Consider the following 24,107-nt stretch of genomic DNA (forward strand, 5'->3'; position numbering starts at 1 on the left):
TTAGGAGAGAAGCTGTGAAACACCTGATCCAACGGCCCGCCAGCCGCCGCCGCTGCACCCTGGCATCGTCCATCACCCACGTCCTTGCCGGCGGCACCCTGCTGCTGGTGGGCACCATGGCTTCCTCCTCCGCCTTCGCGCAGGAAAAGGCCACCAACCTCGACCGCATCACGGTCACCGGTTCGAACATCCCGCGTACCAACACCGAAACACCGTCCCCGGTGCAGGTGGTGACCCGCCAGGAAATCGACCGCACCGGCAAGACCTCGCTGGCCGAGTACCTGCAGACCATCACCGCCGATGGCGCCGGCTCGATTCCCAAGACCTTCGGCAACGGCTTTGCCGGCGGTGGCGCGGGCATCTCGCTGCGCGGCCTGGGCGCCGGCTCGACGCTGGTATTGTTGAATGGCCGTCGCATGGCGACCTATGGCCTGGCCGATGACGGCCAGAAGGTCTTCACCGACCTGAGCACCATCCCGCTCGACGCCGTTGAACGCGTGGAAGTGCTGAAGGACGGCGCCTCGGCGATCTATGGTTCCGATGCCATCGCCGGCGTGGTCAACATCATCCTGCGCAGCGACTTCCAGGGCGTCATCCTGCGCGGCTCCTACGGGCTGTCCGGTGACAGCGATGGCGACGCCAAGAAGGCGACCCTGACCGCCGGTACCGGCGATCTGGCCACCGATGGCTGGAATGCGTTCTTCAGCCTGGACGTGGGCAAGACCGACGCGATCAAGCTGAGCGACCGCAAGAACCGCAAGTGGATCGGTACCGGCGACACCCGCCCGTGGGGCTATGACAAGACCGCGCAGTTCCTTGGCGGTGCTTACACCCGTGGCGGCACTTCCGGCGGCTCCGGCCCCAACGGATCCTACCTCGACGCCACCGGCCACCTGGTTCCGCTGCCCGGCTGCGAAGGCCTGACCACCATCGGTGGCCAGACCCCGGCCAGCATTGCCGCCGACGGCTGCCTGTTCGATCCGGCGCAGCAGTACCGCGACCTGATTCCGGAAGAGAAGTACGTCAACGTGTTCGGCCGCGCCAGCTTCGCCTTCGGCGAGGGCGGCGAGATCTACACCGAGATCGGCTACTCGAAGAAGGAAACCATCTTCAGCAACACCCCGTCCGGCGTGTCGGGCGGCTGGGGCTACCCGGGCGGTCCGGTCAACGCCAACTCGGGCCCGGGTGCCACCGTGCTGGGTGCCAACCACCCGGACAACCCGTTCTACGGGCAGCCGGGCGCCACCCCGGTCCGCGTGCGCTACTCGGCCTGGGATGTCGGCCCGCGCGTGACCGACAACACCAACGAGTTCAACCGCTTCCTGGTCGGCATCAAGGGCAACTGGGGCGACTGGAGCTACGACACCGCCTACCTGCACTCGGGCACCGACCTGACCAACGAGCGCACCGGCTTCCTGCGCTACAGCGCCGTGCAGTGCGCACTGGGCAATGCGAACTGCGCCGGTGGCGTGTGGCGCATCGGTGACGATGCGGGCAAGAACTCGCAGGCGTTGTACGACTACATCTCGCCGAAGATCAGCGCGCGTGCCAAGTCGAGCCTGGACATGTTCGACTTCACCGTGTCGCGCAGCCTGATGGACCTCAAGGGTGGCCCGCTGGGCCTGGCGATCGGTACCGAGTGGCGCAAGACCAGCAACAGCCTGACCCCGCAGACCTACACCGACCAGGGCGACATCATCGGCCTGGGCTATTCGGCCTACGACGGCACCCAGAACGTCTACGCCGGCTACGTCGAACTGTCGGCACCGGTACTGGAGCAGCTGGAACTGTCCGGCGCGCTGCGTTACGACAAGTACGAAAGCGGTGAAGGCAAGGCCACGCCGAAGCTGGGCGTGAAGTGGACCCCGGCCGACTGGATCGCCCTGCGCGCCAGCTACGCCGAAGGCTTCCGTGCGCCGAACCCAGCCGAGAACGGCGATGGTGGCCTGGCCGCCTTCTCCTCCGCGGTCGATCCGGTGCGTTGCCAGATCAGTGGCGGCGCAGCGAGCGAGTGCGGTGCCAATTCGGTGGCCATCATCACCAAGCCGAACAAGCTGCTGAAGCCGGAAGAGTCCAAGAGCTACTCGATCGGCCTGGTACTGCAGCCGACCTCGACCACTTCGATGACCGTCGACGCCTGGCAGATCAAGCGCACCAACGAGATCGTCCAGGGCAACACCGAAGACGCCATCCTTGCCGGCAACGTGCTGCGTGACAGCAATGACCTCAATGGCGTGGCCAACAGCGGCACCATCCTGGCGGTCAACACCGGCTACGTGAATGCCAGTTCCTCGCGCGTCCGCGGTATCGACACCGACATCCGCCAGACCTTCGAGATCGGCCCGGGCCAGCTGGAGCTGGACCTGCAGTGGAGCCACATCCTGAAGTTCGAACGTACCGAAGGCGGCAAGACGGTCGATTATGTGGGCACCCACGGCAATTGCGATGTCACCAACTGCATCGGTACGCCGAAGGACAAGGTCAACTTCGGCACCACCTGGAAGCAGGGCCCGTGGAGCGTCAGCGGCATCGTCAACTACATCAGCAAGATGGACAACACGGGCAGTCGTGGCGGCAGCTACCTGGCCTTCTACGCTGACGAAACGCCGGTGACCAAGATCTCTTCGTTCACCACGATGGATCTGTCGGGCCGCTGGAGCATCAACGATTCGTTCGAACTCAATGCCTCGGTGGCCAACGTGTTCGATCGCATCGCCCCGCTCGATCCGACCACCTACGGTGCGGTGAACTACAACCCGATGCACTTCTCCGGTGCACTGGGCCGTTACTACACCGTCGGCTTCAAGTACACGTTCAAGTAACAGCGCATCGCCGTTGCATGCAGCACCTTCGAAGGCCCGGGCACCTGCCCGGGCCTTCGTCTTCCTGGCCCTTGCAGGCGTGTTCACGGCCACGCGGCTACCGTGTCCACGCGGCATCACTGCCGCAGGGGATCTCCATGGCCGCAACATCGCAACGACTGGGCCTGCCCGCGTTGACCGCACTGGTGGTCGGCTCGATGGTCGGTGCCGGCATCTTCTCCTTGCCACAGAACGTCGCGCGCAGCGCCGGCCCGGCCGCGGCGCTGATCGGCTGGGCGGTGAGTGGCGCCGGCATGCTGATGCTGGCCTTCGTGTTCCAGGCGCTGGCCAACCGCCGGCCGGACCTGGATACCGGCATCTACGCGTATGCGCGCGAGGGCTTCGGCAACTACATCGGTTTCTCTGCGGCGTGGGGCTACTGGGTCGCCTCCGTGCTTGGCAACGCCAGTTTCTTCGTGCTGATCTTCAGTGGCCTCGGCCACTTCATGCCGGTCTTCGGTGAAGGCAATACGCCGGCTGCGGTTGCCGCATCGTCCGTGCTGCTGTGGACCGTGCATCTGCTGGTGCTGCGTGGCCTGCGCACCGCGGCCATCGTCAACGGCCTGGTGACCGTGGCCAAGCTGCTGCCGATCGCGCTGTTCCTGGTGCTCGCCGCCGGTGCGTTCCGTCTCGATGTTTTTCGCGCAGACTTTCTGGGTACGCCTGCACTCGGCGACCTCGGCCAGCAGCTGCGCGGCATGATGCTGGTCACCGTGTGGGTGTTCATCGGCATCGAGGGCGCCAGCATCTACTCGCGGCGTGCCGCCCGCCGCGCCGACGTCGGCCGCGCCACGGTGATCGGCTTCCTCGGCGTCTGGCTGCTGCTGGTACTGGTCAGCCTGCTGTCGATGGGCGTGCTGACGCAGGCTGAACTGGCCGGGCTGCCCAATCCCTCGATGGCCTACGTGCTGCGTGCCATCGTCGGCGAGTGGGGCGCCACGGTGATCATCATCGGTTCGATCATTTCCGTACTCGGTGCGCTGCTGGCCTGGGTGCTGCTGTGTGCCGAAGTGCTGTATGCCGCAGCGGGCGACGGCACCATGCCGGCGTTCCTGGGCCGCGAGAACGCACGCGGCGTGCCCGCCAACGCGCTCTGGCTGAGCAACGGCCTGATCCAGCTGTTCCTGCTGCTGGTGCTGGTCAATGCGGGCAGCTACACCGGGCTGGTGCTGCTGGCCGCGTCGATGAGCCTGGTGCCGTATTTCCTGTCCACCGCGTTCGGCGTGCAACTGGCCTGGCGCGGGCACGCCTACGCAGGCGAGCCGAGCGTGCGCTGGCGCGATTTCGGCGTCGCACTGCTGGCCAGTGCCTATGCGCTGTGGCTGGTGTATGCCGGCGGCCTCGACAACCTGCTGCTGTCGGTACTGCTGTACGTACCCGGTGTGGTGTTGTTCGCGCTGACCCGGCGCCAGCGCGGCGAGCGGGTGTTCACGCGTTGGGAGTGGGTGCTGTTCGGCGCGATTCTGCTGGTGGCGATTGCCACGCTGGTGGCGTTCTCGAAGGGCCAGCTGACGCTGTAGAGCCGAGCATGGGCTCGGCTCTACAACGGGCGTTCCGGCAACATGCCGATGTCCTGCATCCAGCGCTCGGCCAGGTGGGGCCATGCCGCGACCGGTGCATCCTGCCTGCGCAGGCCGAACGCATGGCCGCCGCGTGCGAACAGGTGCATTTCCACCGGCACGCCCGCATCGATCAAGGCACGGTAGTAGGCCAGCGATTCGCGCACGTCATCGGTACGGTCATCGGTGGCCTGCGCGATGAACGTTGGCGGCACCTTGTCATCCACGACGATGTCCTTGACCAGCGACAGTCCCTTGCCGTGCCCTGCCCACAGGTGCCCGGAATACATGACCATCGCGAAATCGGGCCGGCTCGGCTGTGCATCGGCCGCATCGATCGGCGTGTAGCTGCGCCGCGCATGCGTGCTCAGGCCAGCCACCACATGGCCACCCGCGGAAAAGCCGATCACGCCGATGCGTTTCGGGTCGATCTTCCAGCGCGCGGCCTGCGCACGCAGCATTCCCATCGCTCTTTGTGCATCCTGCAGCGCCATCGGCACCGATGGGTTGTCGCGGCAGTTGCAGTCGCGGTCCCAGTTCGGTCCCGACGCCGGCACGCGATACTTGAGCAACGCACAGGTGATGCCCTGCGTGGTCAGCCATTGGCAGATCTCGCTGCCTTCCAGATCCATCGCAAGCACGCGGTAGCCACCGCCCGGCACCACCATCACTGCAGCGCCGTTGCCTGGCTCCCTCGGCGGAAACACGGTGAGGGTCGGCACCGCCACGTTCTGCAGCATCATCCAGCGTTCGCCACTGGCTTCGGAAATCGCCTCACTGAGCTGCTCGGGTCCCTTCAGTTTCGGCGGCACCGCCGCCTTGCCATCCGGCCACAACGGCAGCTCCGTGGCGCCCTGCGGCGGGTGCCAGGTGGGAGGTTCAGCTTTCGCCGAGGCGAACGGCAGCACCACAAGCAGCAGCGAGCCCAGCAACAGGAGTGCGCGCACGATCAACATCCTTGGTCGATGACGCTGCATTGTAGAGTCGAGCTTGCTCGACGGTCGTGGCCGATCAACAGAGCCGTCGAGCGAGCTCGACTCTACCCGGCGCAAAAAAAAACCTGCATCTCGCGATGCAGGTTTTTCAAAGTGGCGCCCGAAGTTGGACTCGAACCAACGACCCCCTGATTAACAGTCAAGTGCTCTAACCGGCTGAGCTATTCGGGCAGACGACTAGTATAACCACTCTTCACGCGCGATGGTAGGGGTGATTGGCAATCATCGCCGCAGCACGGTACAGCTGCTCGGCCACCACCAGCCGCACCAGCATGTGCGGCAGCGTCAGTGGCCCGATCGACCACTTCTCATCGGCCAATGCCGAGACTTCAGGCGAATGCCCTTCCGGGCCGCCGATCAGGAAGGCCAGGTCCCTGCCCTGCCCACGCCAATGTTCCAGGCGCTGCGCCAGCTGTTCGGAACTGAGCTGGCGACCCGGCACGTCGAGCGCGACCACGTACGCATTCTTCGGCAATGCAGCGATCACCCGCTTGCCTTCGTCTTCGGTGGCGCGGCGCGGATCGCGGCCCTTGCCACGCAGGCCAGGCTCGATTTCCACCAGCTCGAACGGCAGCCAGTGCGACAGCCGCTTCTGGTACTCGGCGAACCCCTGCGCGACCCAGCTGGGTGCGCGTTCACCGGTGGCGATCAGGCGCGCTTTCATCTATGGCATCTCCAAAACGTCGACGGCGCCATCGGCGCCGTCGAAGGGTGCAGCACTGCGTGGCTCAGGCCACTTCGTCGTCGCTGGGCGGCGGCTGGTCGCCAACCGTCCACAGGCGCTCAAGCGCGTAGAACTCGCGCACGCGCGGCAGCATCACGTGGACGATGACGTCGCCCAGATCAACCAGCACCCACTCGGCTTCGCGCTCGCCTTCCACGCCCAGCGGCATCACGTCGATGTTCTTGGCGAAACGCACGACTTCGTCGGCAATCGACTTGACGTGGCGGGTCGAAGTACCCGAAACCACGATCATGTAATCGGCAACGCTGGACCGGCCGCGCACGTCGATCTCGACCAGGTCCTTGGCCTTCAGGTCTTCGGTGGCTTGGCGGACGCTGGCCAGCAGTTCCGGCACGGACGGCGGCGGGCTGGGCAGATCGACCTTGATGGTCTGGGGCTGGGTCTGGTTGCTCAAAGTGGATCGACTCGATAAACGTGGGGGCGATTATACGGGCAAGCCGCAGCTGCGGCATTCACGGCGTGGAGGGGCGGTACAGCCCGTGGACGGCAACGTAGTCGGCCACGGCGGGCGGCAGCAGCGCACGCCAGGGCCCGCCGGAGGCGATCTGCGAGCGCACTGCGCTGGCTGATTCGTCACGCAGTGGGTGGTGCAGGCGCAGGATGCGGCCGGCCGGGCTGGCGAACAGCGCCTGTTCGTTGTCGGCCCAGCGCCCTTCCAGGGCACGGCCCAGCGCGCCGTCAACCGAGGCCCGCAGCGGGCTGCCCGGGCGTTCGGCCACCACGAAATGGGCCAGCCCGAACAGGGCCTCCCATTCGTGCCAGCTGGGCAGGCCCAGCAGGCTGTCGGCACCGACCAGCCAGGCCAGCGGCCGGCTCGGCCCCAGTTCGGCGCGCAGCTCGCGCAGGGTATCGACGGTGTAGGACGGGCGACCGGGGAAACGCGCCGCACGGTCCAGCTCGCGGCGGTCCAGCAGCAGGCCGGGCTCGTCGCCAATGGCCAGCGACAGCATGGTGCAGCGCTGCTCGGCGGTCGCACCGGGTACCGCGCGATGCGGCGGGTCGGCCGCCGGCAGCATGCGCACCGCCACCTGCAGTTCATCGCGGGCGGCACGCGCGATCGCCAGGTGCCCGAGGTGCACCGGATCGAAGGTGCCCCCGTAATAGATCCGCAGGCTCATCGCTCAGGCCCGCGCCAGCAGGCGCACCGCACGCGGTTCGGCCACGGCCACCAGCAGGCGCTCCAGCGCCAGCCAGGCATCGCCGTCGGCCCGCCCCTTGGCGATGCGGTCGACCAGCCCGGCTTCGGCCACGAAGCGCTCCCAGCGCTTGCCTTCCGGGTGGCGCTGCAGCGCACGCTTGTACGGCGCCTGGCGCGACTCCCAGATGCCCCGCGACTTCATTTCGGCGGCCAGGTTGCCGCCCCGCGCCTGCACCCGGGCCAGGCCGGCACCGGCCAGCAGCTCGCGGATCACCATCGGCATCAGTGCGGCCACCGCTTCGCCTTCGCCGCGCAGGCCGGCCAGCATGCGCAGCACCGCCGGCGGCTGGCCGGAGAACGTCGCCTCCAGCAGCCGGAACACGTCGTAGCGGGCGGCATCGGCCACCAGCGATTCCATCCGTTCCACATCCAGCGGCTGGCCATCGGCCAGCAATGCCAGCTTGTCGATCTCCTGGGCAGCGGCCAGCAGGTTGCCTTCCACCCGCTCGGCCAGTCGCTGCACGGCGGCCGGGTCGGCCCGCAGGCCCTTGCCACGCAGGCGGCGCTCGATCCAGTCCGGCAGTTCGTGCGGCTTGATCGCCCAGGCCACCGACAGCACGCCGATGCGGTTGACCGCCTCGGCCCACTTGCCCTGGTGGGCCTTGCTCCATTCGTTGGCGATGATCATCAGCACCACGTCCGGCGCCGGGTTGGCGCAGAACTGGCTGATCACCTCGGCGCCGTCCTTGCCCGGCTTGCCGCTGGGCAGGCGCACCTCGACCAGGCGACGGGCGCTGAACAGGCTCGGCGCATTGAAGCTGGCGTCAAGCTGGTTCCAGTCGAAATCGCGGCCATCGGCGTCGAACACCTCGCGCTCGCCGATCCCGGCACTGCGCGCACGCGCGCGGATGGCGTCGGCCGCCTCCAGCACGCGCAGCGTCTCCGGGCCGGCAATCAGATAGACCGGCGCCAGTGCAACATCAGCGCCCTGGCTGGCCAGCTGCTCCGGACGCAGTTCCATCTTCGCTGCTCAGTGCTTGGCTGCGGGAACCGGCTCGGCCGGCACCGCGCCTTCGACGGGCTTGGCCTTCGGTGCCGACAGGCTGCCCCCCTTCTCAAGCTCGGCGCGGACCACGCTGTCGATGCGGCGGATGATCGATGCGGACATTTCCCGGCGCAGCTCATCGGCCAGGATCTCGCGCTCGGTGGTGGTACCGGTGGCGTCGGTCGGCGGCGACACGTAGTCACGCGACAGCTCGATCACCTGCTGCGGCACCAGCTCGCTGCCGTCTTCGCGACGGAAGATGAAGATCACCGCGTAACGCAGGCTGTATTCCTGTGCGCGGCCCTGCGAATCGATGGCGATCGGCAGGTCACCCCAGCTTTCGGACAGCACCTGCAGCTGGGTACTGGGTTCCTTGCTGTCTTCATCGGCCAGCTTGGCGCCGGAGGCGAGCAGGCTGCGGTTGAGCAGCTTGACCAGTTCGCTGTACGGCGCGGTGGAGACTACCTTCACCGGCGCGGTGTCGGTCGGCAGCATCAGCTTGCTGCGCAGATGGAAACCGCAGCCGGCAAGGCCGAGGGCAAGAACAAGGGCAAGCAGGATTCGGGTCATGTAGACAGTCTGGCGGAGCCGGGCGATCACGGCAACACACAGCCTGCCCGAAGCCGCGTGAATGCAGGGCCATCAAGTGCATGGCCCGGCACCGGAAAGGCACCGGCCACCACGCAGGTGGCCGGTGCGGGATGCATCAGGCAACGACGATGTTCACGATCTTGCCTGGCACGATGATGATCTTGCGCACCGTCAGGCCTTCCATGAACTTGGCCGCGTTCGGTTCAGCCAGGGCCAGCGCCTCGACCTGCTCGCGCGCGGCATCGGCCGCCACCTCGATGGTGCCACGCAGCTTGCCGTTGACCTGCACGGCCAGGGTCAGCGCATCACGCACCAGCGCACCGGCATCGGCCTGCGGGAACGGCTGGTCTTCCAGCAGCGTCTCGCCATGGCCCAGCACCTGCCACAGGGCGTGGCTGGCGTGCGGGGTGATCGGGTTCAGCAGCAGCACGATGGCCTGCAGTGCTTCCTGGCGCACCGCACGGCCCTGCCCGCTGCCGTCCTCGAACTTGGCCAGCGCGTTCATCAGCTCCATCACTGCGGCAATGGCGGTGTTGAAGCTGTGGCGGCGGCCATAGTCATCGCCGACCTTGCCAATGGTTTCGTGGGTCTTGCGGCGCAGGGCCTTCTGGCTGGCATCCAGCGCGGCCGCGTCCAGCGCCGGGGCCGCACCGTCGGCAGCGTGCTTCTGCACCTGGGCCCACAGGCGGCGCAGGAAGCGGGCCATGCCATCCACGCCGGCCTCGTTCCACTCCAGCGACTGCTCAGGCGGCGCGGCGAACATCGAGAACAGGCGCACGGTGTCGGCGCCGTACTTGCCGACCATCGCCTGCGGGTCCACGCCGTTGTTCTTCGACTTGGACATCTTCTCGGTGCCACCGACCACCACCGGCTGGCCGTCGGCGATCAGGGTGGCGCCGGTGATGCGGCCGCGTTCATCGCGCTGCACTTCCACATCGGCCGGGTTGATCCAGTCCTTCGAGCCGTCCGGGTTCGGGCGGTAGTAGGTCTCGGCGATCACCATGCCCTGGCACAGCAGGTTGCGCGCCGGTTCGTTGCTGTCCACCATCCGCGCGTCGCGCAGCAGCTTGTGGTAGAAGCGGAAATACATCAGGTGCAGGATCGCGTGCTCGATGCCGCCGATGTACTGGTCGACCGGCAGCCAGTAGTTGCCGCGCTTGTCGACGGCATCGCGCGCACCCGGCGAGGTGTAGCGGGCGTAGTACCAGCTCGACTCCATGAAGGTGTCGAAGGTATCTGTCTCGCGCTCGGCCGCACCGCCGCACTCCGGGCAGGTGGTCTTGCGCCATTCCGGGTCGGTCTTGATCGGCGAACCGGTGCCCGAGAACGCCACGTCTTCCGGCAGCACCACCGGCAGCTGCTCTTCCGGCACCGGCACCGCACCGCACTTGGCGCAGTAGATCACCGGAATCGGGCAGCCCCAGTAGCGCTGGCGGCTCACGCCCCAGTCGCGCAGGCGGTAGTTGACGCGGCGCTGACCCTGGGCCTTGCGCTCGAAACGCTCGGCCAGTGCTTCGAAGGCACCCTGGAAGTCCAGGCCGTCGAACTCGGCCGAATTGACCAGTTCGGTCTGCCGGCTCTTGTCGCTGTACCAGTCCTGCCAGCGGCTGCCGTCCCAGCTGCGCTCTTCTTCGCTGCGCGCATCCTTCAGCGCGATCACCTGCTTGATCGGCAGGCCATACTTGTTGGCCACTTCGTTGTCGCGCTGGTCATGGCCCGGGACGGCCATCACCGCGCCGGTGCCGTAGCCCATCAGCACGAAGTTGGCGACCCAGACCGGCACCTGCTCACCGGTGACCGGGTGCAGGGCGCGCAGGCCGGTGTCCATGCCGCGCTTTTCCTGGGTTTCCAGTTCAGCCTCGGACACGCCGCCCTGCTTCAGGTCGGCCAGCATCGCGGCCAGCTCCGGGTTGTTCTTCGCCGCGTGCAGCGCCAGCGGGTGCTCGGCGGCGATCGACACGAAGGTCACGCCCATCACGGTGTCCGGGCGGGTGGTGAACACGCGCAGCGGATCCAGCACACCGCCGTCCACGTCACGCACGTCGAACTGGATCTCCAGGCCTTCGGAACGGCCGATCCAGTTGCGCTGCATGGTCTTGACCGATTCCGGCCAGCCCTCCAGCTCATCCAGGCCGTCCAGCAGTTCCTGGGCGTAGTCGGTGATGCGCAGGAACCACTGCGGGATCTCGCGCTTCTCGACCAGGGCACCGGAACGCCAGCCGCGGCCGTCGATCACCTGCTCGTTGGCCAGCACGGTCTGGTCGACCGGGTCCCAGTTCACCACCGCGTTGCGGCGGTAGGCCAGGCCCTTGCGCATCAGCCGGGTGAACATGCGCTGCTCATGGACGTAATAGTCCGGACGGCAGGTGGCGAACTCGCGCGACCAGTCGATGGCATAGCCCAGCGACTGCAGCTGGCTGCGCATGTGGTCGATGTTCTTGTAGGTCCACGCCGCCGGCGCGGTCTTGTTCTTGATCGCGGCATTTTCCGCCGGCAGGCCGAACGCATCCCAGCCCATCGGCTGCAGCACGTTGTGACCGGTCATGCGCTTGTAGCGGCTGATCACGTCACCGATGGTGTAGTTGCGCACGTGCCCCATGTGCAGCGCACCGGACGGGTACGGGAGCATCGACAGGCAGTAGTACTTCGGCTTGTCCGAAGTCTCGTCGACCTCGAAGGCACGGGTGGCGTCCCAGTACTGCTGGGCGGCGGATTCAACCTGCTGCGGGTCGTAGGCGTTGGTTTCAGCGCTGGTCATGGAACACGCGGATGCGGCGGCAAAGCGGTACAGCGTACCGCAGTGCGGCAAACGTCTCCAATCCTGCCTGCCGCGTGCAGGCGCCGCCCGTGCGCGGAGAGCGTCTCAGCGAGGCCGCGACAGAGGCAGGGCCAGGGCCAGCCAGACCGCCCAGCAGGCGAAAGCCACGCGTTGCGCCAGCGGTGCCGGCAGCACGCCCTGCAGGGCGAAGGCCGCCATTGCCGCCAGTACGGCACAGATGACCGCCACCCCACCGAGGGCCTTGCCAAGACCTTGGCGCAGGTGGGAGATGCCCAGCAGCAGGGCGCCGGCAACAAATCCCAGCACCCAGATCATCCAGGCGCTGGCGTGCAGCTGGCTGGCCGGTCCATGCAGGTCATCCACGTCCAGCGGCAGCAGCCCCATCGCCGCAAAGGCCAGGCCGGCCAGCAGCAGCATCTGGCTGCCCACCCGCGGCGCCCAGCCGGCCGTGGCCGGAAGGCGGCGGCGCAGGCACTCGGCCACCGCCGCCGCCAGCAGGCCGGGCAGCACGAAGCCCAGCAGATTGAACCCCAGCGCATGCGGCACGCCCCGTGCGCCCAGCAGAGCCACCGGGTGGCGCGCCTGCGCGTAGCCGTCCAGCGCCGCGCCGAAGCCCACCACGGCCAGGACGAAGATGGCTGCAGCAAGCAGCCCCCACCAACGATCACGCCGGAGCACGGACATCGCGCGGATTCACCAAGAAGCGGAAGACCGGCCATTGTCGCGGCAACGATGCGGGGCGCCAAGCGGCGGCACATTTCAGAATCATTCGATATCCGCGCAGGCATGCCGCGCGCGATGCTCGGGGCATGGCAGTCCCGCCATGCAGGGAGACCTCCCATGATCCATCGCATCCTCGTCGCCGGCGCGCTCAGCCTGGGCCTGGCCACCACGGCCCACGCCGGCGAGTTCCAGTGCTCAGCCTGGATCGGCGCGCCCAGCGCCACGGCACCGCCGAGCAGCAACTTCTTCGGGGGCCCCACCATCAAGGCGCCCGACGCCCGCACCGCAGCTGAGCTGTATCAGGCTCGCATCTCCGAAACGACCCTGCCGCTGAAGACCGGGCGCTGGATCGTGCATCACGTCCGCTGCGATGAGCTGACGTAACGGCTGGCGCATCGAGGGCAGGCCCCGCGCCTGCCCCTCTCCCGCCCGGAATGGCCATGGTTGGTGGCGCCACCAAAGGGTTGAGTCTGACATCGATCGTCACCATAGAATCGGTCTCCAGATGCCAGACGATGCCTCCCCCATGACCGAGACGACCTACGTATTCGACGCTACCACCGCGACCTTCGAGGCCGAAGTCCTGCAGAAGTCGCTGCAGACGCCGGTGCTGGTCGATTTCTGGGCCACCTGGTGCGGGCCGTGCAAGACCCTCGGCCCGATGCTGGAAAAGCTGGCAGCCGAATACAACGGCGCCTTCGAACTGGCCAAGGTCGATGTCGACCAGGAACAGCAGATCGCGGCGGCGTTCCAGATCCGCTCGGTACCGACCGTGTTCCTGGTCAAGGGTGGCCAGCTGGTGGACGGCTTCCCCGGCGCGATTCCGGAAGGCCAGCTGCGCGAGTTCCTGGCCCAGCACGGCATCGTGCCCGCCGATATCGGCGATGCCACCTCCGAGGACGAAGCACCGCTGGACCCGCAGGCGCAGGTGGACGTGCTGCGCGCGCAGATCGCCGCCGAGCCGGACAAGGATGAGCTCAAGCTCGACCTGGCCCTGGCCCTGCTGCAGATCGGCGGCGTGGATGAAGCCGGCACGCTGATCGACGGCCTGCCCGCCAACCTGGCCACCGATGACCGCGCCGTCCGTGCCCGTGCCCGCCTGTCCTTCGCGGCCGCGCTGAAGGATGCCCCCGCGGCCGAAGTGCTGGAGGCGCGCATCGCCGCCGACGGCAATGACCTCAAGGCCCGCCACCTGCGGGGGGTTCAGCTGCTGCTCGGCGGCCATGACGAGGCCGCACTGGCACAGTTCCTGGAAATGCTGCGGATCGATCGCAGCTTCGAGGAAGGGTTGCCGCGCAAGGCCCTGATCGATGCCTTCAATGTGATCTCCGACGAGGACCTCGTTGGCCAGTACCGCCGCAGGATGGCCTCTCTGCTGTTCTGAACGGGAGCCCCCTTCGTTCAGAATCCCTGCACTGAACGCGGGCAATAATGCGCGAGATGGCGGCCGTTCGGCCGCCACGATCCGTTCGGGGGGATGAGGTCGGGGCCATGGGGTCTTGCAGCTGCACCTCCGCATTGCCGGGATTGCAAACTGTGACCTTCGTCCGCTCGCTGTCGTTCGCCAAGCGCTTCCAGGGCGCCATGCTGTGTGCCCTTCTCCTCCTGCTGCTGCCAGGCGTGGCCGGCGCCCAGGACTGGAATTACCGGGTCCGTCCCGGCGATACCCTGTGGGATCTGGGCGGCCTGTACCTGAAGCCCTCGGTACGCTGGCAACAGCTGCAGCAACACAACCGCATCGACAATCCCTATCGGTTGCCGCCCGGCCAGCTGCTGCGCTTCCCGATCAGCTGGCTGCGTACAGAGCCTGCGCCGGCCCGCGTGCTGTCGGTTCGCGGCAAGGTCGAGCTGTCCGGCGCCGATGGCAGCGCCACGCGCGCGATCCTGGCGGGCGAGCAGCTGCGTATCGGCGACACCGTGCAGACCGAGGGCGAATCCAGCGTCACCCTCGAGTTCGCCGACGCCTCGCGCCTGCAGCTGCGCGAGTACTCACGGCTGCGCCTGGACCAGCTCAGCCGCTATGGCCACACCGGCATGGTGGACACCCGCCTGCGCCTGCAGCAGGGCCGCGCCAGCAACCGGGTCACGCCCGCCCGCGGCCCGGCATCGCGCTACATCATCGATGCGCCCACCGCGACCAGCAGCGTACGCGGCACCGTATTCCGGGTCAGCGCCGGCGACGCCGGCCAGGTCGGTGCGACCGAGGTCCTGCAGGGCAAGGTGCAGGTCGGCAACACCCACGGACAGCGCCTGGTCCGGCCGGGCCAGGCCACGCTCAGCGGCAGCGCCGACGCCGCACCGGACGCGGTCTCCCCGCTGCTGCCGGCACCGCAGCTGCACAACGACGAACTGCGCCTGGCGCCGCTGCCGACGCTGCTTGCCTGGGAGCCCGTTGCGGGTGCCGCGCATTACCGCGTGGAAGTGGTGCAGTCCGCAACCCCGGAAATCCTGCTGTATGCCGCCACCACCACCGATACACGCCTGGCGATCGGCGACCTCCCGCCCGGCCAGCTGCGCATCCTGCTGCGCGCCGTCGATGCACAGGGCGTGGAGGGCCTGGACGCCAGCGCCGACTTCGAACTCAGTGACCAGCCACCCCCGCCGCTGACTGTGTCCCCCCTGCACGCGCAGACGATCAACAGCGACCGCCCGCGCTTCCGCTGGAGCCAGGCCCCCGGCGCGCGCAGCAGTGTGCTGCAGATCGCCTCCGATCCCACGTTCCAGCAGCCACTGCAGGAACAGGCGACCCATGGCACCGACCTGCGCCTGGCGCAGCCACTGCCGCCAGGCCAGTACTTCTGGCGCGTCGCGTCGCGTGATGGCAATGGCCACCAGGGCCGCTACGGCCAGGCACTGCCACTGCAGCTGAGCAATGAACCGGTCGACCCGGCGCTGCAACCGCCGGAAGCGGCTCATGGTGAACTGACCCTGCGCTGGCAGGCTGGCAGCGAAGGCCAGCGCTACCGGGTGCAGGTCGATCGCCATGGCGATTTCAAGGCACCGCTGGTCGACGAAACCGTGGCCGAGCCGCAGGTCAGTTTCAAGCGGCCGTGGAGCGGCACCCTGCATGTGCGCGTGCAGTACATCGACGATGACGGCCATGCCGGCGAGTTTTCGCCCGCCCAGCAGATCAAGCTGGCGTGCCGCCTGTGCTACGGCGCTGGCGGTGGTGCCGTGCTGCTCTGGTTGCTGTTGTGAGGCGTTCGCCACTGCCGTGGAGCAAGCGGATCGCACTGGCCCTGCTGGCCGGTGTGCTGACCGTGCTGGCCAGCCAGGGCCAATGGCTGTGGCGACAGGACGAGACCGCCTACGACGCGCTGGTCGGTGACTGGGACTACCGCCCCGACCCCAGCGTGCTGATCGTGGCCATCGACGAAGGCAGCCTGCAACGCATCGGCCAGTGGCCCTGGCCGCGCTCGATACACGCGCGCCTGCTGGACCGTTTGACCGATGCTGGTGCCGAGCGCGTCGCGCTGGACCTGATGCTGTCCGAACCGGATCGGCGCGACAGCCGCCAGGACGATGCGCTGGCGGCGGCCATCCGCCGCAATGGCCGAGTGGTGCTGCCGGTACTGGCCGCGCCCGCCGCGGGTGACCGCATGGCCGAGGAAATGCTGCCGATCCCGCAGATCGCGGCCAGCGCCGCAGCCATCGGCCACACCGATGTCGAAGTGGATGGCGACGGTGTCGCCCGCGGCCTCTACCTGCACGCCGGCATCGGCCAGCCACATTGGCCCGCGCTGGGCCTGGCGTTGGCCGGCCTGCCGGCAGGCGCCGTGCACGGCCTGCCCGACCCCGACCCCGGAGTCGGCTCGCCCTATCAATGGCGGCGCGACGACTATGTGCGCGTGCGCTACGCCGGCCCGCCGGAGCGACTGCCGCAGGTGTCCTACGCCGATGTACTCGACGGCCACGTCGACATGGCGATGCTGCAGGGCCGCCGCATCGTGGTCGGCATGACCGCCAGCGGCATCGCGCCGCGCCTGCTGACACCGACCACCCGCGAATTCTGGATGAGCGGCAGCGAGTACCAGGCCAACATCGCTTCGATGCTGCTGCAGCACAAGCAGATCGATGTACTGCCCTCGGCATGGCAACAGGCCATCAGCGCGGTGCTGGTCGCACTGTGCGTCCTCCTGCTCGGCCTGCGCCTGCCCTGGCTTGCGGCGCTGGCGTCGTTGCCGGCGGCCCCATTGCTGAGCTGGTTGCTGCTGCGCAGCAGCGATCTGTGGTGGGCGCCGGCCACCGCGATGCTGGGCATTCTATTGGTGCTTCTGGCCTGGGCGATCTGGCGGATCTCGGCCTGGCACCGCCAGGCCAACCGCGATGCGCTGACCGGCCTCGGCAATCGCCTGCGTTTCGAGCAGTCGCTGCAGCAGGAATGCGACGCCGCGCGGCGCAGTGGCAAGCCGCTGAGCCTGGCGTTGATCGACGTGGACCATTTCAAGCGTCACAACGACCTCCACGGCCACCAGGTGGGTGATCGCGTGCTGCGCGATGTCGCCCGCCTGATCGGCGCGCATGCGCGGCGCCCGCGCGACATGGCCGCACGCTATGGCGGCGACGAATTCGCGCTGGTGCTGCCGGATACACCGGCCGAGGGCGCGCGCCTGGTGATCGAAGACCTCATCGCCTGCGTGCGGGCACTGCCGCCCCCGGGTGATGGCGGCGGCGAGCGGATCACCCTCACCATTGGTGTGTTCACCCGCGTACCCGACGGCGAACTGCAGCCGCACGACTTCGTGGAGGGCGCCGACACCGCCCTGTACCAGGCCAAGGCCAATGGCCGCGACGGATGTGTGATCGACGGCGCGTGAGGCACCATGTGCACTCCACCTGTAGAGTCGAGCTTGCTCGACTGCGCGCCCATCATTCGAGCGGCCAACAACACCATGCGAATGGATACTCCCCCAGGGTTGATGCCAGACCCGCACGTACAGGGTTGGCCATGGCATACAGCGCTTGTTGCCGGACATCCTGCTCATTCCGGATCAGGTGATCGTAGTAGCCCCGCTGCCACACCGGGCGTCCTTCACCGGAGTGCGCGTTGATCGCGATCGCCACCCTGGACTTGAGTGATTGCATGCAACGGCCAAGCGTACCTTCGCGCAACTGCAGAACCCAGTGCAGATGATCCGGCATCACCACCCAAGCCAATGACCGCGTGATCCCCTTGCAGTCGCTGCCTCGCAGCTCATCAGTCAAGGCATCCAGGCATCGCGGGTCTGCAAAGACGCGTTGGCGTCCGGCAGTGACAGTGGTGACTACGTAGAAGCATCCGACCGTGGAGCATCGGCCGCGCAACAAGGCTGGACTGGGCATACGGGCAGCATGGACCGCGGTTCACGGCCAGACCTATCAGGAGACCCCGAAATGGCGATCAGACATTGTCTGAACTCGTTCGATTGAGGCCCGCTGGAAGCAGTCGAGCAAGCTCGACTCGACTCTCGCCTGCCGTCACGCCAGAATGGCGATGATCCGCCACCCGGTGCAACATACGCATGCGAATGGTTAGACTGTAGGCCTCGCCCTGCGCCCCCGGACCCGCATGAACGCCCGCCTGTTCCGCTTCGGCATCAATCTTTGGCCGCCGTTCCTGTTCACCGGCATCCACGTCACCCGGGTCTCGCCGGACTACCGGCAGATCGACGTCGAACTGCGCATGCGGCCCTGGAACCGCAACTACGTCGGCACCCACTTCGGCGGCAGCCTGTTCGCGATGACCGATCCGTTCTGGATGCTCGGCCTGCTGCACATCCTCGGCCGCGACTACTACGTGTGGGACCGCGCCGGTGCGATCGATTTCCTCAAGCCCGGCCGCGGCACCGTGCGAACCTCGTTCCGCATCGATGACGCGCTGCTGGACCAACTGCGCGCCGAAGCGGCCAGCGGCGAAAAGGTGCTGCGCTGGTTCAGCAACGACGTGGTTGATGAAAGCGGTGAAGTGGTCGCGCAGGTGCGCAAGCAGGTCTACCTGCGGCTGAAGCCACACGCACGCTGATCGGCTGCAACGGCGCTATCCTCTGCCTCCCCGCCATGGAGGCTCCGATGCGCCCGTTCGCCCTTGCTGCACTGCTGACCCCGCTGTCCTTCGCCGTCCACGCACTGGATCTTCCGCCGGTGCAGTTCCCGGCGCTGCCGGCGCAGGCGGCCGATGCTGCCGGCTTCGTGCCCGGTGGCTGGATGCTGGAGTCACAAGTGGAAGGCGACCTCGACCAGGATGGGCGCGCGGACCTGGTGCTGGTGTTGCGCCAGCAGGACCCGCGCAACGTCATCGAGCACGAGGGATTCGGTCCGTCGCCGTATGACAGCAACCCCCGCATCCTCGCCATCGCCTGGTCACGCCCGTCCGGCTATGTGCTGGCCGCACAGGACCATGCGCTGATCCCGCGCCCGGAGAATCCGGTACTCAGCGATCCGCTCGAGGACGGCGGGATCAGCATCCAGCGTGGCACCCTGAAGGTGGCGCTGTTTTCGTTCGCCAGTGCAGGCAGTTGGTCAATGGGCACGACTGCATTCACTTTCCGCTGGCAGGACGGCGCCTTCACCCTGATCGGCTACGACCGCGACTCGGTGATGCGCAATTCCGGGCAGACCGAATCATTGAGCGTCAACTTCTCCACCCGCAAGGTGAAACAGGTTGAAGGCAGCATCGAGTCCGATACCGACCGCGTGCGCTGGCAACCGTTGCGCAGCAGTCGGCGCTGGACGCTTGAAACGGTTGGCGATGGCTGGGCATTCGATCCGCTGGCCGGCACCGGTTGAACCCGACCTCAATCGCGCGCGGCGGCTGAAGGCGTATCCACGATCAGCGGCACCGACAGCCAGGCGTTTTCCTGGTTGCTGCGCGACGGGGAGCGGCGTGGCACCTGCAGGCGGCTGCCATCGGCCGACAGCTGCGGGGCGCGCACCGGCGAGCGGAACTGTTCCGGCAGGCGCCGCAGCGCGTCTGCCGGGTCATCCGCCTGCTGCCGCAGCCAGCGCTGCGCCCCAAGCAGCCGCAGCATCGCAGCGGCGTCCTGGGTACGCGACGAATAGGCGGGATAGGCCGGTGCGGCGATATCCGTCAGCACGCAACCCATGATGTTCGACAGGCAACCGAAGTCACGCTGTGGCGGCGACGACACGGGCAACGGACGATCCGCCTCCAGTGCCGCCGTCGCTGCCGCGCCGCAGGCCCAGCCGAGGTTGCCGGCCACGCGTGCCAGGGTGCTGCTGCGGTCCAGTACCAGCACGCCGCCGAATTCCCTCGCCGAGGTTTCGATCGCCGCCTGGCTCATCGCGTACTCGCCCTGCATCGCCCGGCACAGGCTCTGTTCGTCGGCCCGCAGCGGCTGCATCGCCCGTGCGCATTCCGCGGGCAACGGGTGGTCGGCCGGAAGCTCGACCAGAATGTCGGCCAGCAGCTGTGCATTGGCCTGGACCAGGCTGGCACCGACGATGCTCTCGACCAGATAGCTGCCCCCGGGCACCAGCCGGCGCCCCAGCTGCAGCCCCAGGCAACTGCCGCGCAGGGCGCCATCAACATCGCCCTGTACGTAGGCCAGCGCGCGGGCGCTGGTGGCATCCATCACCAGGCCATAGGTCGGCAGGGGCACCTGGATGCCTTCGCCCTTCGGCTGGAACGGCGACACGAAGTGGTCCGCCTCGGCCAGCTGGTCCAGGCGCGCATGCAGCAGCTGGTGACCGGCGTGGGCTTCGGCAAACCGCTGCGGATCGGCGCGCACCTGCGCCAGGCAGCCGCTGGCGGCCGGGCCGCAGCTGGCGGATGGGCGCGAGTGCAAGCCGCCGGGGGCGCTGGCCAGCTGGGGCTGTGTGACGTTATTGCCGTGCGGGTCGGCGTCCCAGCGCCGCACGTCTTCGGCCAGCGCCTGCTCGCGCTGGCGGGCATCCAGGCCGTCAACGCCGAGCGTCCACAACTGCGCATAGCCATTGCGCCCGGTTGCCGGCAGGCGGGTTTCCAGCCGCTGCTGCGCCTGCAGCCGCGATTCGGGGATGGGCCACATGCGCGAGGCACACCACACGACGATGGCCAGCACCAGCAGGCCCAGCAGGGTCCAACCCAACCCACGCAGTATCTTCAACACAGCGTCCCTTCCATGTGCCGTTGCCGCAGTTGATTGCCCAGCGTAATCGACCCGCGGTGACCGCTACAATGCGCGCATGTCGCTCGAAGCCCCCGCCCTGGTTCCCCGCCCCTCCCTGCAGCGCCTGTTCCTGACCGGCCTGCTGACCCTGCTGCCGATCTGGCTGACCTGGGTCGTGGTCAAGTTCGTGTTCGTGCTGCTGTCGGGTATTTCCAGCCCGCTGGTGGTACCGCTGTCCGAGCAGATCGCGACCAGCTTCCCGCACTACCTCGGCTGGGTGCGCGCCGAATGGATCCAGGACACCATCGCCCTGCTGGCCACGTTGCTGGTGATCCTGGCGGTGGGCGTGGCCAGTCGCCGTGTACTCGGCCAGCGCCTGCTGCGCTGGGTCGGGGCGATCATCAAGCGCATTCCGCTGGCCAGCATCATCTACGACAGCGCCAAGAAGCTGCTGGACATGCTGCAGACCGAACCGGGCAGCACCCAGCGCGTGGTGCTGATCGACTTTCCGCACCGTGACATGAAGTCGGTCGGGCTGGTCACCCGCGTGATCAAGGAACACGGCACCGACCGTGAACTGGCCGCGGTGTACGTGCCGACCACGCCGAACCCCACATCAGGCTATCTGGAAATCGTGCCGGTGGAGCTGCTGACCCCGACCGACTGGACCGTCGACCAGGCCATGAGCTTCATCATTTCCGGCGGCGCCGTGGCACCGTCCAGCGTGCCGTTCACCCGCGCCGGCGACCGCGCCGAATGACCCCGGCGCCGATCGAGCGCCCGCTGCAGGACCGCGCGGTCCTGCTGTTCATCGTGCTGGCCGCGTTCTTCTGCGGCAATGCGGTGCTGGCCGAGCTGATCGGGGTGAAGATCTTCGCCCTGGAAGACACGCTGGGGATCGATCCGCTGAACTGGAACCTGTTCGGCCAGACCGGCTCGTTGAGTTTCACCGCCGGCACCCTGCTGTGGCCGGTGGTGTTCATCATGACCGACACCATCAACGAGTTCTTCGGCAAGCGCGGCGTGCGCTTCATCTCGTGGCTGGCGGTGGTGCTGATCGGCTACGGCTTCCTGTTCGCCTTTGCGGCCATTTCGCTGGCGCCGGCCAGCTGGTGGGTCACCTCGATGGACGCTCACGGCGTGCCGGACTACCAGGCCGCATTTGCTGCGGTGTTCGGCCAGGGCATGTGGACCATCGCCGGTTCGCTGGTCGCGTTCCTGCTTGGCCAGCTGATCGACGTGGCGGTGTTCCACCGCATCCGCCAGGCCACCGGCGAACGCCATGTGTGGCTGCGCGCGACCGGCTCGACTGCGATCTCGCAGGTGGTGGACAGCTTCGTGGTGATCTGGATCGCCTTCGTGCTCGGCCCGCAGCACTGGCCGACGTCGCTGTTCCTGGCGGTGTCCAGCGTCAACTACATCTACAAGATGGGCTTTGCGATCGCCTTGATCCCCCTGCTGTACCTGATGCGACGTGCGATCACCCGCTACCTGGGCGTCGAACGCGCGGCCGCATTGCGCGCCGCCGCCGCGGCTGACTGAAGCCCCAGCGAGCGCCAGCTGACTGCGCCTTCACGCTGGCCGTACGCGGCCGGATCGTGCAAGCTCCACGGTCTGTGTTCCACGGAAGCTCCTGATGCCGCATCCCACCCGCGTCCTGGCCGCCGCCATCGCCGCGTTGTTCCTGTTCAGTGCCGTACCGCCGGCCGAAGCAGCGAAGAAGAAGGCCAGCCGCCCTGCCACCGCGCAGACCCGCCAGGCGGCCAAGCCCAAGGCCAAGCCCGCCCGCGCCACCGCGCCGGCCCGCGGCAGTTCGGCGCGCCGCGCCACGCCGCGTCCCGTAGCCCCCGCGCGCGCCGTACCCAAGCAGGTACAGCTGGAGCGCCTGTACGACGAATACTGGGATGCCTCGATGCGGTTGAACCCGCTGCAGGCGACCTTCCAGGGCGAGCCGCGTTACAACGACCAGCTGCCCAACATCCTGTCAGCCGCCTGGCGCCAGCAGTCGCACGACTTCACCACGCAATGGCTGGGCAAGGTCGAGAAACTCGGCAGTGACGGCCTGCAGGGCCAGGACCTGCTCAGCTACGAGATCTTCGTGCGCGACGCACGCGCCTCGCTGGCCGCCGAGCGCTACCCGAGCTGGATGATGCCGATCAGCCAGTACTACAACATCGGCAGCATCATGGCGATTCTCGGTGCCGGTGCCGGCGCGCAGCCGTTCAACACCGTGCAGGATTACGACACCTGGTCGCGCCGCTCGCTCGGCATTCCCGAGTTGTTCGACCAGGCCATCGACAACATGCGCCAGGGCATGAAGGCCGGCGTCGTGCAGCCACGCGACCTGATGGAAAAAGTGTTGCCGCAGCTGGATGCGGTGATCAAGCCGACCGCCGAAGAGAGCATCTTCTGGTCGCCGATCCGCACCATGCCGGACACCATCGCGGCCGAGGACAAGGCGCGCATCAGCGCCGAATACAAGCGCATGATCGAGCTGCGCATCATGCCGGCCTATCGCGCCCTGCGCGGCTTCATCGCCACCGAGTACCTGCCGGCCACGCGTGCCAGCAGTGGCCTGGGCGCGCTGCCCGATGGCCAGGCCTGGTACGCCAACCTGATCGTGCAGACCACCGCCAGCAACCAGTCCGCCGCGCAGCTGCATGCGCTGGGCGAACAGCGCGCGCAGGAGCTGCAGGCCCAGATCGCCACGGTGATGAAGGATGCCAAGCTGCGCGGCACCCCGGCCAAGCTGTTGCGCAGCATGCGCAACGATCGACAGTTCCAGTACGGGGACGCCAATGCACTGATCAACCGTTACCGCCAGGTGCAGCAGCAGGTCAACGCACGCCTGCCGCAGGTGCTGGATACGTTGCCGAAGGCACCGCTTGAGGTGCGCGCGGTGGAACCGGAGCGGGCGCTGACTGCCGCTGCCGCCGCGTACCAGCCGGCATTGCCCGGGCAGTCCGCCGTGCTGTACGTGAACACCCGCGACCTGGCCAGCCGCAAACGCTGGATCGTGCCGGTGCAGTACCTGCATGAGGCGATCCCCGGCCATCACGTGCAGCTGGGCCTGCAGCAGGAACTGGCCAAGCTGCCGCGCTTCCGCCGCCTCGGAGGTGATCTCGCCTTCGTCGAAGGCTGGGGCCTGTACGCCGAAACGCTGGGCGAAGACCTCGGCATCTACACCGATCCCTACGACCGCATCGGCTACCTGTACTCGCGCCTGCTGCGTGCCGCGCGCGTGGTGGCCGATACCGGCGTGAACGCACAGGGCTGGAGCAAGCAGCAGGCCGTGGCCTACCTGCAGAAGACGGTCGACATGAGCAGCGATGACGCCAATGCCGAAGTCGAGCGGATCATGGCCCAGCCCGGACAGGCGCTCTCCAACGTGGCTGGCCTGACCACCATCGTGGCCCTGCGCGACAAGGCCAGGGCCCGCCAGGGAGCCGCCTTCGACCTGCGTCGCTTCCACGCCGAACTGCTGAAGGACGGCTCGATGCCGCTGGACGTGCTGGACCGCAAGATGGAACGCTGGATGGCCGAGCCGGCCAGTGCCACGCCCGCCCCTTCACCCTGACCCGACC

At 67.6% G+C, this 24,107-nt stretch carries 21 protein-coding genes and 1 tRNA gene; 11 read left to right on the forward strand and 11 right to left on the reverse strand.

The window, feature by feature from the left end; translation table 11 throughout:
• The first annotated feature begins 14 nt into the window (after positions 1-14).
• Both K5L94_RS16170 and arcD read left to right on the forward strand, forming a co-directional pair.
• Entirely contained in the window at positions 15-2,822 is a 2,808-nt protein-coding gene (locus K5L94_RS16170) for a TonB-dependent receptor (RefSeq protein ID WP_053450435.1), read from the forward strand.
• A gap of 137 nt (positions 2,823-2,959) precedes the next feature.
• Entirely contained in the window at positions 2,960-4,381 is a 1,422-nt protein-coding gene (arcD, locus tag K5L94_RS16175; protein ID WP_053450436.1) for an arginine-ornithine antiporter, read from the forward strand.
• Between the two features lie 20 nt (positions 4,382-4,401).
• On the opposite strand, the gene K5L94_RS16180 is transcribed toward arcD, so the two are convergent.
• The 9 genes from K5L94_RS16180 to K5L94_RS16220 all read right to left on the reverse strand — a co-directional run bounded on the left by K5L94_RS16180 (position 4,402) and on the right by K5L94_RS16220 (position 12,397).
• Positions 4,402-5,349: an alpha/beta hydrolase gene (locus K5L94_RS16180; protein WP_425507587.1), complete on the reverse strand. Its 948-nt coding sequence runs from the start codon at positions 5,347-5,349 to the stop codon at positions 4,402-4,404.
• 160 nt (positions 5,350-5,509) lie between these two features.
• Positions 5,510-5,586 (reverse strand) — tRNA-Asn (locus tag K5L94_RS16185).
• 22 nt (positions 5,587-5,608) lie between these two features.
• Entirely contained in the window at positions 5,609-6,079 is a 471-nt protein-coding gene (gene rlmH, locus K5L94_RS16190; protein ID WP_005418108.1) for a 23S rRNA (pseudouridine(1915)-N(3))-methyltransferase RlmH, read from the reverse strand.
• Positions 6,080-6,143: 64 nt separating this feature from the next.
• Positions 6,144-6,554, reverse strand: coding sequence for a ribosome silencing factor (rsfS, locus tag K5L94_RS16195; protein ID WP_008265938.1), 411 nt, complete (start codon positions 6,552-6,554; stop codon positions 6,144-6,146).
• Between the two features lie 58 nt (positions 6,555-6,612).
• Complete coding sequence (gene nadD / locus K5L94_RS16200; protein WP_053450437.1) at positions 6,613-7,278, reverse strand: nicotinate-nucleotide adenylyltransferase; 666 nt, start codon at positions 7,276-7,278, stop codon at positions 6,613-6,615.
• Positions 7,279-7,281: 3 nt separating this feature from the next.
• Positions 7,282-8,319: a DNA polymerase III subunit delta gene (holA, locus tag K5L94_RS16205; protein WP_274510868.1), complete on the reverse strand. Its 1,038-nt coding sequence runs from the start codon at positions 8,317-8,319 to the stop codon at positions 7,282-7,284.
• Positions 8,320-8,328: 9 nt separating this feature from the next.
• Entirely contained in the window at positions 8,329-8,913 is a 585-nt protein-coding gene (locus K5L94_RS16210) for an LPS-assembly lipoprotein LptE (RefSeq protein ID WP_053450439.1), read from the reverse strand.
• Between the two features lie 136 nt (positions 8,914-9,049).
• A complete protein-coding gene (gene leuS / locus K5L94_RS16215; protein WP_274510869.1) occupies positions 9,050-11,692 on the reverse strand; it encodes a leucine--tRNA ligase in 2,643 nt (880 codons plus the stop codon).
• 105 nt (positions 11,693-11,797) lie between these two features.
• Entirely contained in the window at positions 11,798-12,397 is a 600-nt protein-coding gene (locus K5L94_RS16220) for a DUF998 domain-containing protein (RefSeq protein ID WP_053450440.1), read from the reverse strand.
• A 156-nt stretch (positions 12,398-12,553) separates the two neighbouring features.
• Between K5L94_RS16220 and K5L94_RS16225 the strand changes: the two genes are divergently transcribed.
• From K5L94_RS16225 to K5L94_RS16240, 4 genes are all read left to right on the forward strand, one after another.
• A complete protein-coding gene (locus K5L94_RS16225; protein ID WP_053450441.1) occupies positions 12,554-12,820 on the forward strand; it encodes a hypothetical protein in 267 nt (88 codons plus the stop codon).
• Between the two features lie 142 nt (positions 12,821-12,962).
• Positions 12,963-13,820, forward strand: coding sequence for a thioredoxin (trxA, locus tag K5L94_RS16230; RefSeq protein ID WP_053450442.1), 858 nt, complete (start codon positions 12,963-12,965; stop codon positions 13,818-13,820).
• 107 nt (positions 13,821-13,927) lie between these two features.
• Positions 13,928-15,634, forward strand: coding sequence for a FecR family protein (locus tag K5L94_RS16235; RefSeq protein ID WP_053450443.1), 1,707 nt, complete (start codon positions 13,928-13,930; stop codon positions 15,632-15,634).
• A complete protein-coding gene (locus K5L94_RS16240) occupies positions 15,631-17,253 on the forward strand; it encodes a CHASE2 domain-containing protein (protein WP_197586608.1) in 1,623 nt (540 codons plus the stop codon). The genes K5L94_RS16235 and K5L94_RS16240 overlap by 4 nt, the downstream gene beginning before the upstream one ends.
• Before the next feature lie 52 nt (positions 17,254-17,305).
• Here the strand turns inward: K5L94_RS16240 and K5L94_RS16245 are convergent, their stop codons facing one another.
• Positions 17,306-17,758, reverse strand: a complete 453-nt coding sequence (locus K5L94_RS16245; RefSeq protein ID WP_080374944.1) for an REP-associated tyrosine transposase — start codon at positions 17,756-17,758, stop codon at positions 17,306-17,308.
• A 226-nt stretch (positions 17,759-17,984) separates the two neighbouring features.
• Between K5L94_RS16245 and K5L94_RS16250 the strand changes: the two genes are divergently transcribed.
• Both K5L94_RS16250 and K5L94_RS16255 read left to right on the forward strand, forming a co-directional pair.
• Complete coding sequence (locus K5L94_RS16250; RefSeq protein ID WP_053450445.1) at positions 17,985-18,437, forward strand: DUF4442 domain-containing protein; 453 nt, start codon at positions 17,985-17,987, stop codon at positions 18,435-18,437.
• Positions 18,438-18,484: 47 nt separating this feature from the next.
• Positions 18,485-19,201 carry a hypothetical protein gene (locus tag K5L94_RS16255; protein ID WP_274510870.1) on the forward strand — a complete coding sequence of 239 codons (717 nt, stop codon included), beginning with the start codon at positions 18,485-18,487 and terminating at the stop codon, positions 19,199-19,201.
• An 8-nt stretch (positions 19,202-19,209) separates the two neighbouring features.
• On the opposite strand, the gene K5L94_RS16260 is transcribed toward K5L94_RS16255, so the two are convergent.
• On the reverse strand, positions 19,210-20,523 hold the full coding sequence (locus K5L94_RS16260; RefSeq protein ID WP_053450447.1) for a hypothetical protein: 1,314 nt from the start codon (positions 20,521-20,523) through the stop codon (positions 19,210-19,212).
• Positions 20,524-20,599: 76 nt separating this feature from the next.
• On the opposite strand from K5L94_RS16260, the gene K5L94_RS16265 reads away from it, so the two are divergent.
• From K5L94_RS16265 to K5L94_RS16275, 3 genes are all read left to right on the forward strand, one after another.
• Complete coding sequence (locus tag K5L94_RS16265; RefSeq protein WP_006460795.1) at positions 20,600-21,283, forward strand: DUF502 domain-containing protein; 684 nt, start codon at positions 20,600-20,602, stop codon at positions 21,281-21,283.
• Complete coding sequence (locus K5L94_RS16270) at positions 21,280-22,065, forward strand: queuosine precursor transporter (RefSeq protein ID WP_053450448.1); 786 nt, start codon at positions 21,280-21,282, stop codon at positions 22,063-22,065. The genes K5L94_RS16265 and K5L94_RS16270 overlap by 4 nt, the downstream gene beginning before the upstream one ends.
• 94 nt (positions 22,066-22,159) lie before the next feature.
• Entirely contained in the window at positions 22,160-24,100 is a 1,941-nt protein-coding gene (locus K5L94_RS16275; protein ID WP_053450449.1) for a DUF885 domain-containing protein, read from the forward strand.
• The last annotated feature ends 7 nt before the right edge of the window (positions 24,101-24,107 follow it).

Origin of the sequence: Stenotrophomonas forensis (genome assembly GCF_028752115.1) — a bacterium.
Lineage (GTDB): Bacteria > Pseudomonadota > Gammaproteobacteria > Xanthomonadales > Xanthomonadaceae > Stenotrophomonas > Stenotrophomonas forensis.

Coding starts and splice junctions, on each gene's coding strand:
- trxA (WP_053450442.1), top strand. CDS start 12,963: ATGACCGAGACGACCTACGTATTCGACGCTACCACCGCGACCTTCGAG.
- K5L94_RS16270 (WP_053450448.1), top strand. CDS start 21,280: ATGACCCCGGCGCCGATCGAGCGCCCGCTGCAGGACCGCGCGGTCCTG.
- arcD (WP_053450436.1), top strand. CDS start 2,960: ATGGCCGCAACATCGCAACGACTGGGCCTGCCCGCGTTGACCGCACTG.
- K5L94_RS16220 (WP_053450440.1), bottom strand. CDS start 12,397: ATGTCCGTGCTCCGGCGTGATCGTTGGTGGGGGCTGCTTGCTGCAGCC.
- nadD (WP_053450437.1), bottom strand. CDS start 7,278: ATGAGCCTGCGGATCTATTACGGGGGCACCTTCGATCCGGTGCACCTC.
- K5L94_RS16255 (WP_274510870.1), top strand. CDS start 18,485: ATGCGCCCGTTCGCCCTTGCTGCACTGCTGACCCCGCTGTCCTTCGCC.
- holA (WP_274510868.1), bottom strand. CDS start 8,319: ATGGAACTGCGTCCGGAGCAGCTGGCCAGCCAGGGCGCTGATGTTGCA.
- K5L94_RS16210 (WP_053450439.1), bottom strand. CDS start 8,913: ATGACCCGAATCCTGCTTGCCCTTGTTCTTGCCCTCGGCCTTGCCGGC.
- K5L94_RS16275 (WP_053450449.1), top strand. CDS start 22,160: ATGCCGCATCCCACCCGCGTCCTGGCCGCCGCCATCGCCGCGTTGTTC.
- leuS (WP_274510869.1), bottom strand. CDS start 11,692: ATGACCAGCGCTGAAACCAACGCCTACGACCCGCAGCAGGTTGAATCC.
- K5L94_RS16235 (WP_053450443.1), top strand. CDS start 13,928: ATGGGGTCTTGCAGCTGCACCTCCGCATTGCCGGGATTGCAAACTGTG.
- K5L94_RS16265 (WP_006460795.1), top strand. CDS start 20,600: ATGTCGCTCGAAGCCCCCGCCCTGGTTCCCCGCCCCTCCCTGCAGCGC.
- K5L94_RS16245 (WP_080374944.1), bottom strand. CDS start 17,758: ATGCCCAGTCCAGCCTTGTTGCGCGGCCGATGCTCCACGGTCGGATGC.
- K5L94_RS16250 (WP_053450445.1), top strand. CDS start 17,985: ATGAACGCCCGCCTGTTCCGCTTCGGCATCAATCTTTGGCCGCCGTTC.
- rlmH (WP_005418108.1), bottom strand. CDS start 6,079: ATGAAAGCGCGCCTGATCGCCACCGGTGAACGCGCACCCAGCTGGGTC.
- K5L94_RS16225 (WP_053450441.1), top strand. CDS start 12,554: ATGATCCATCGCATCCTCGTCGCCGGCGCGCTCAGCCTGGGCCTGGCC.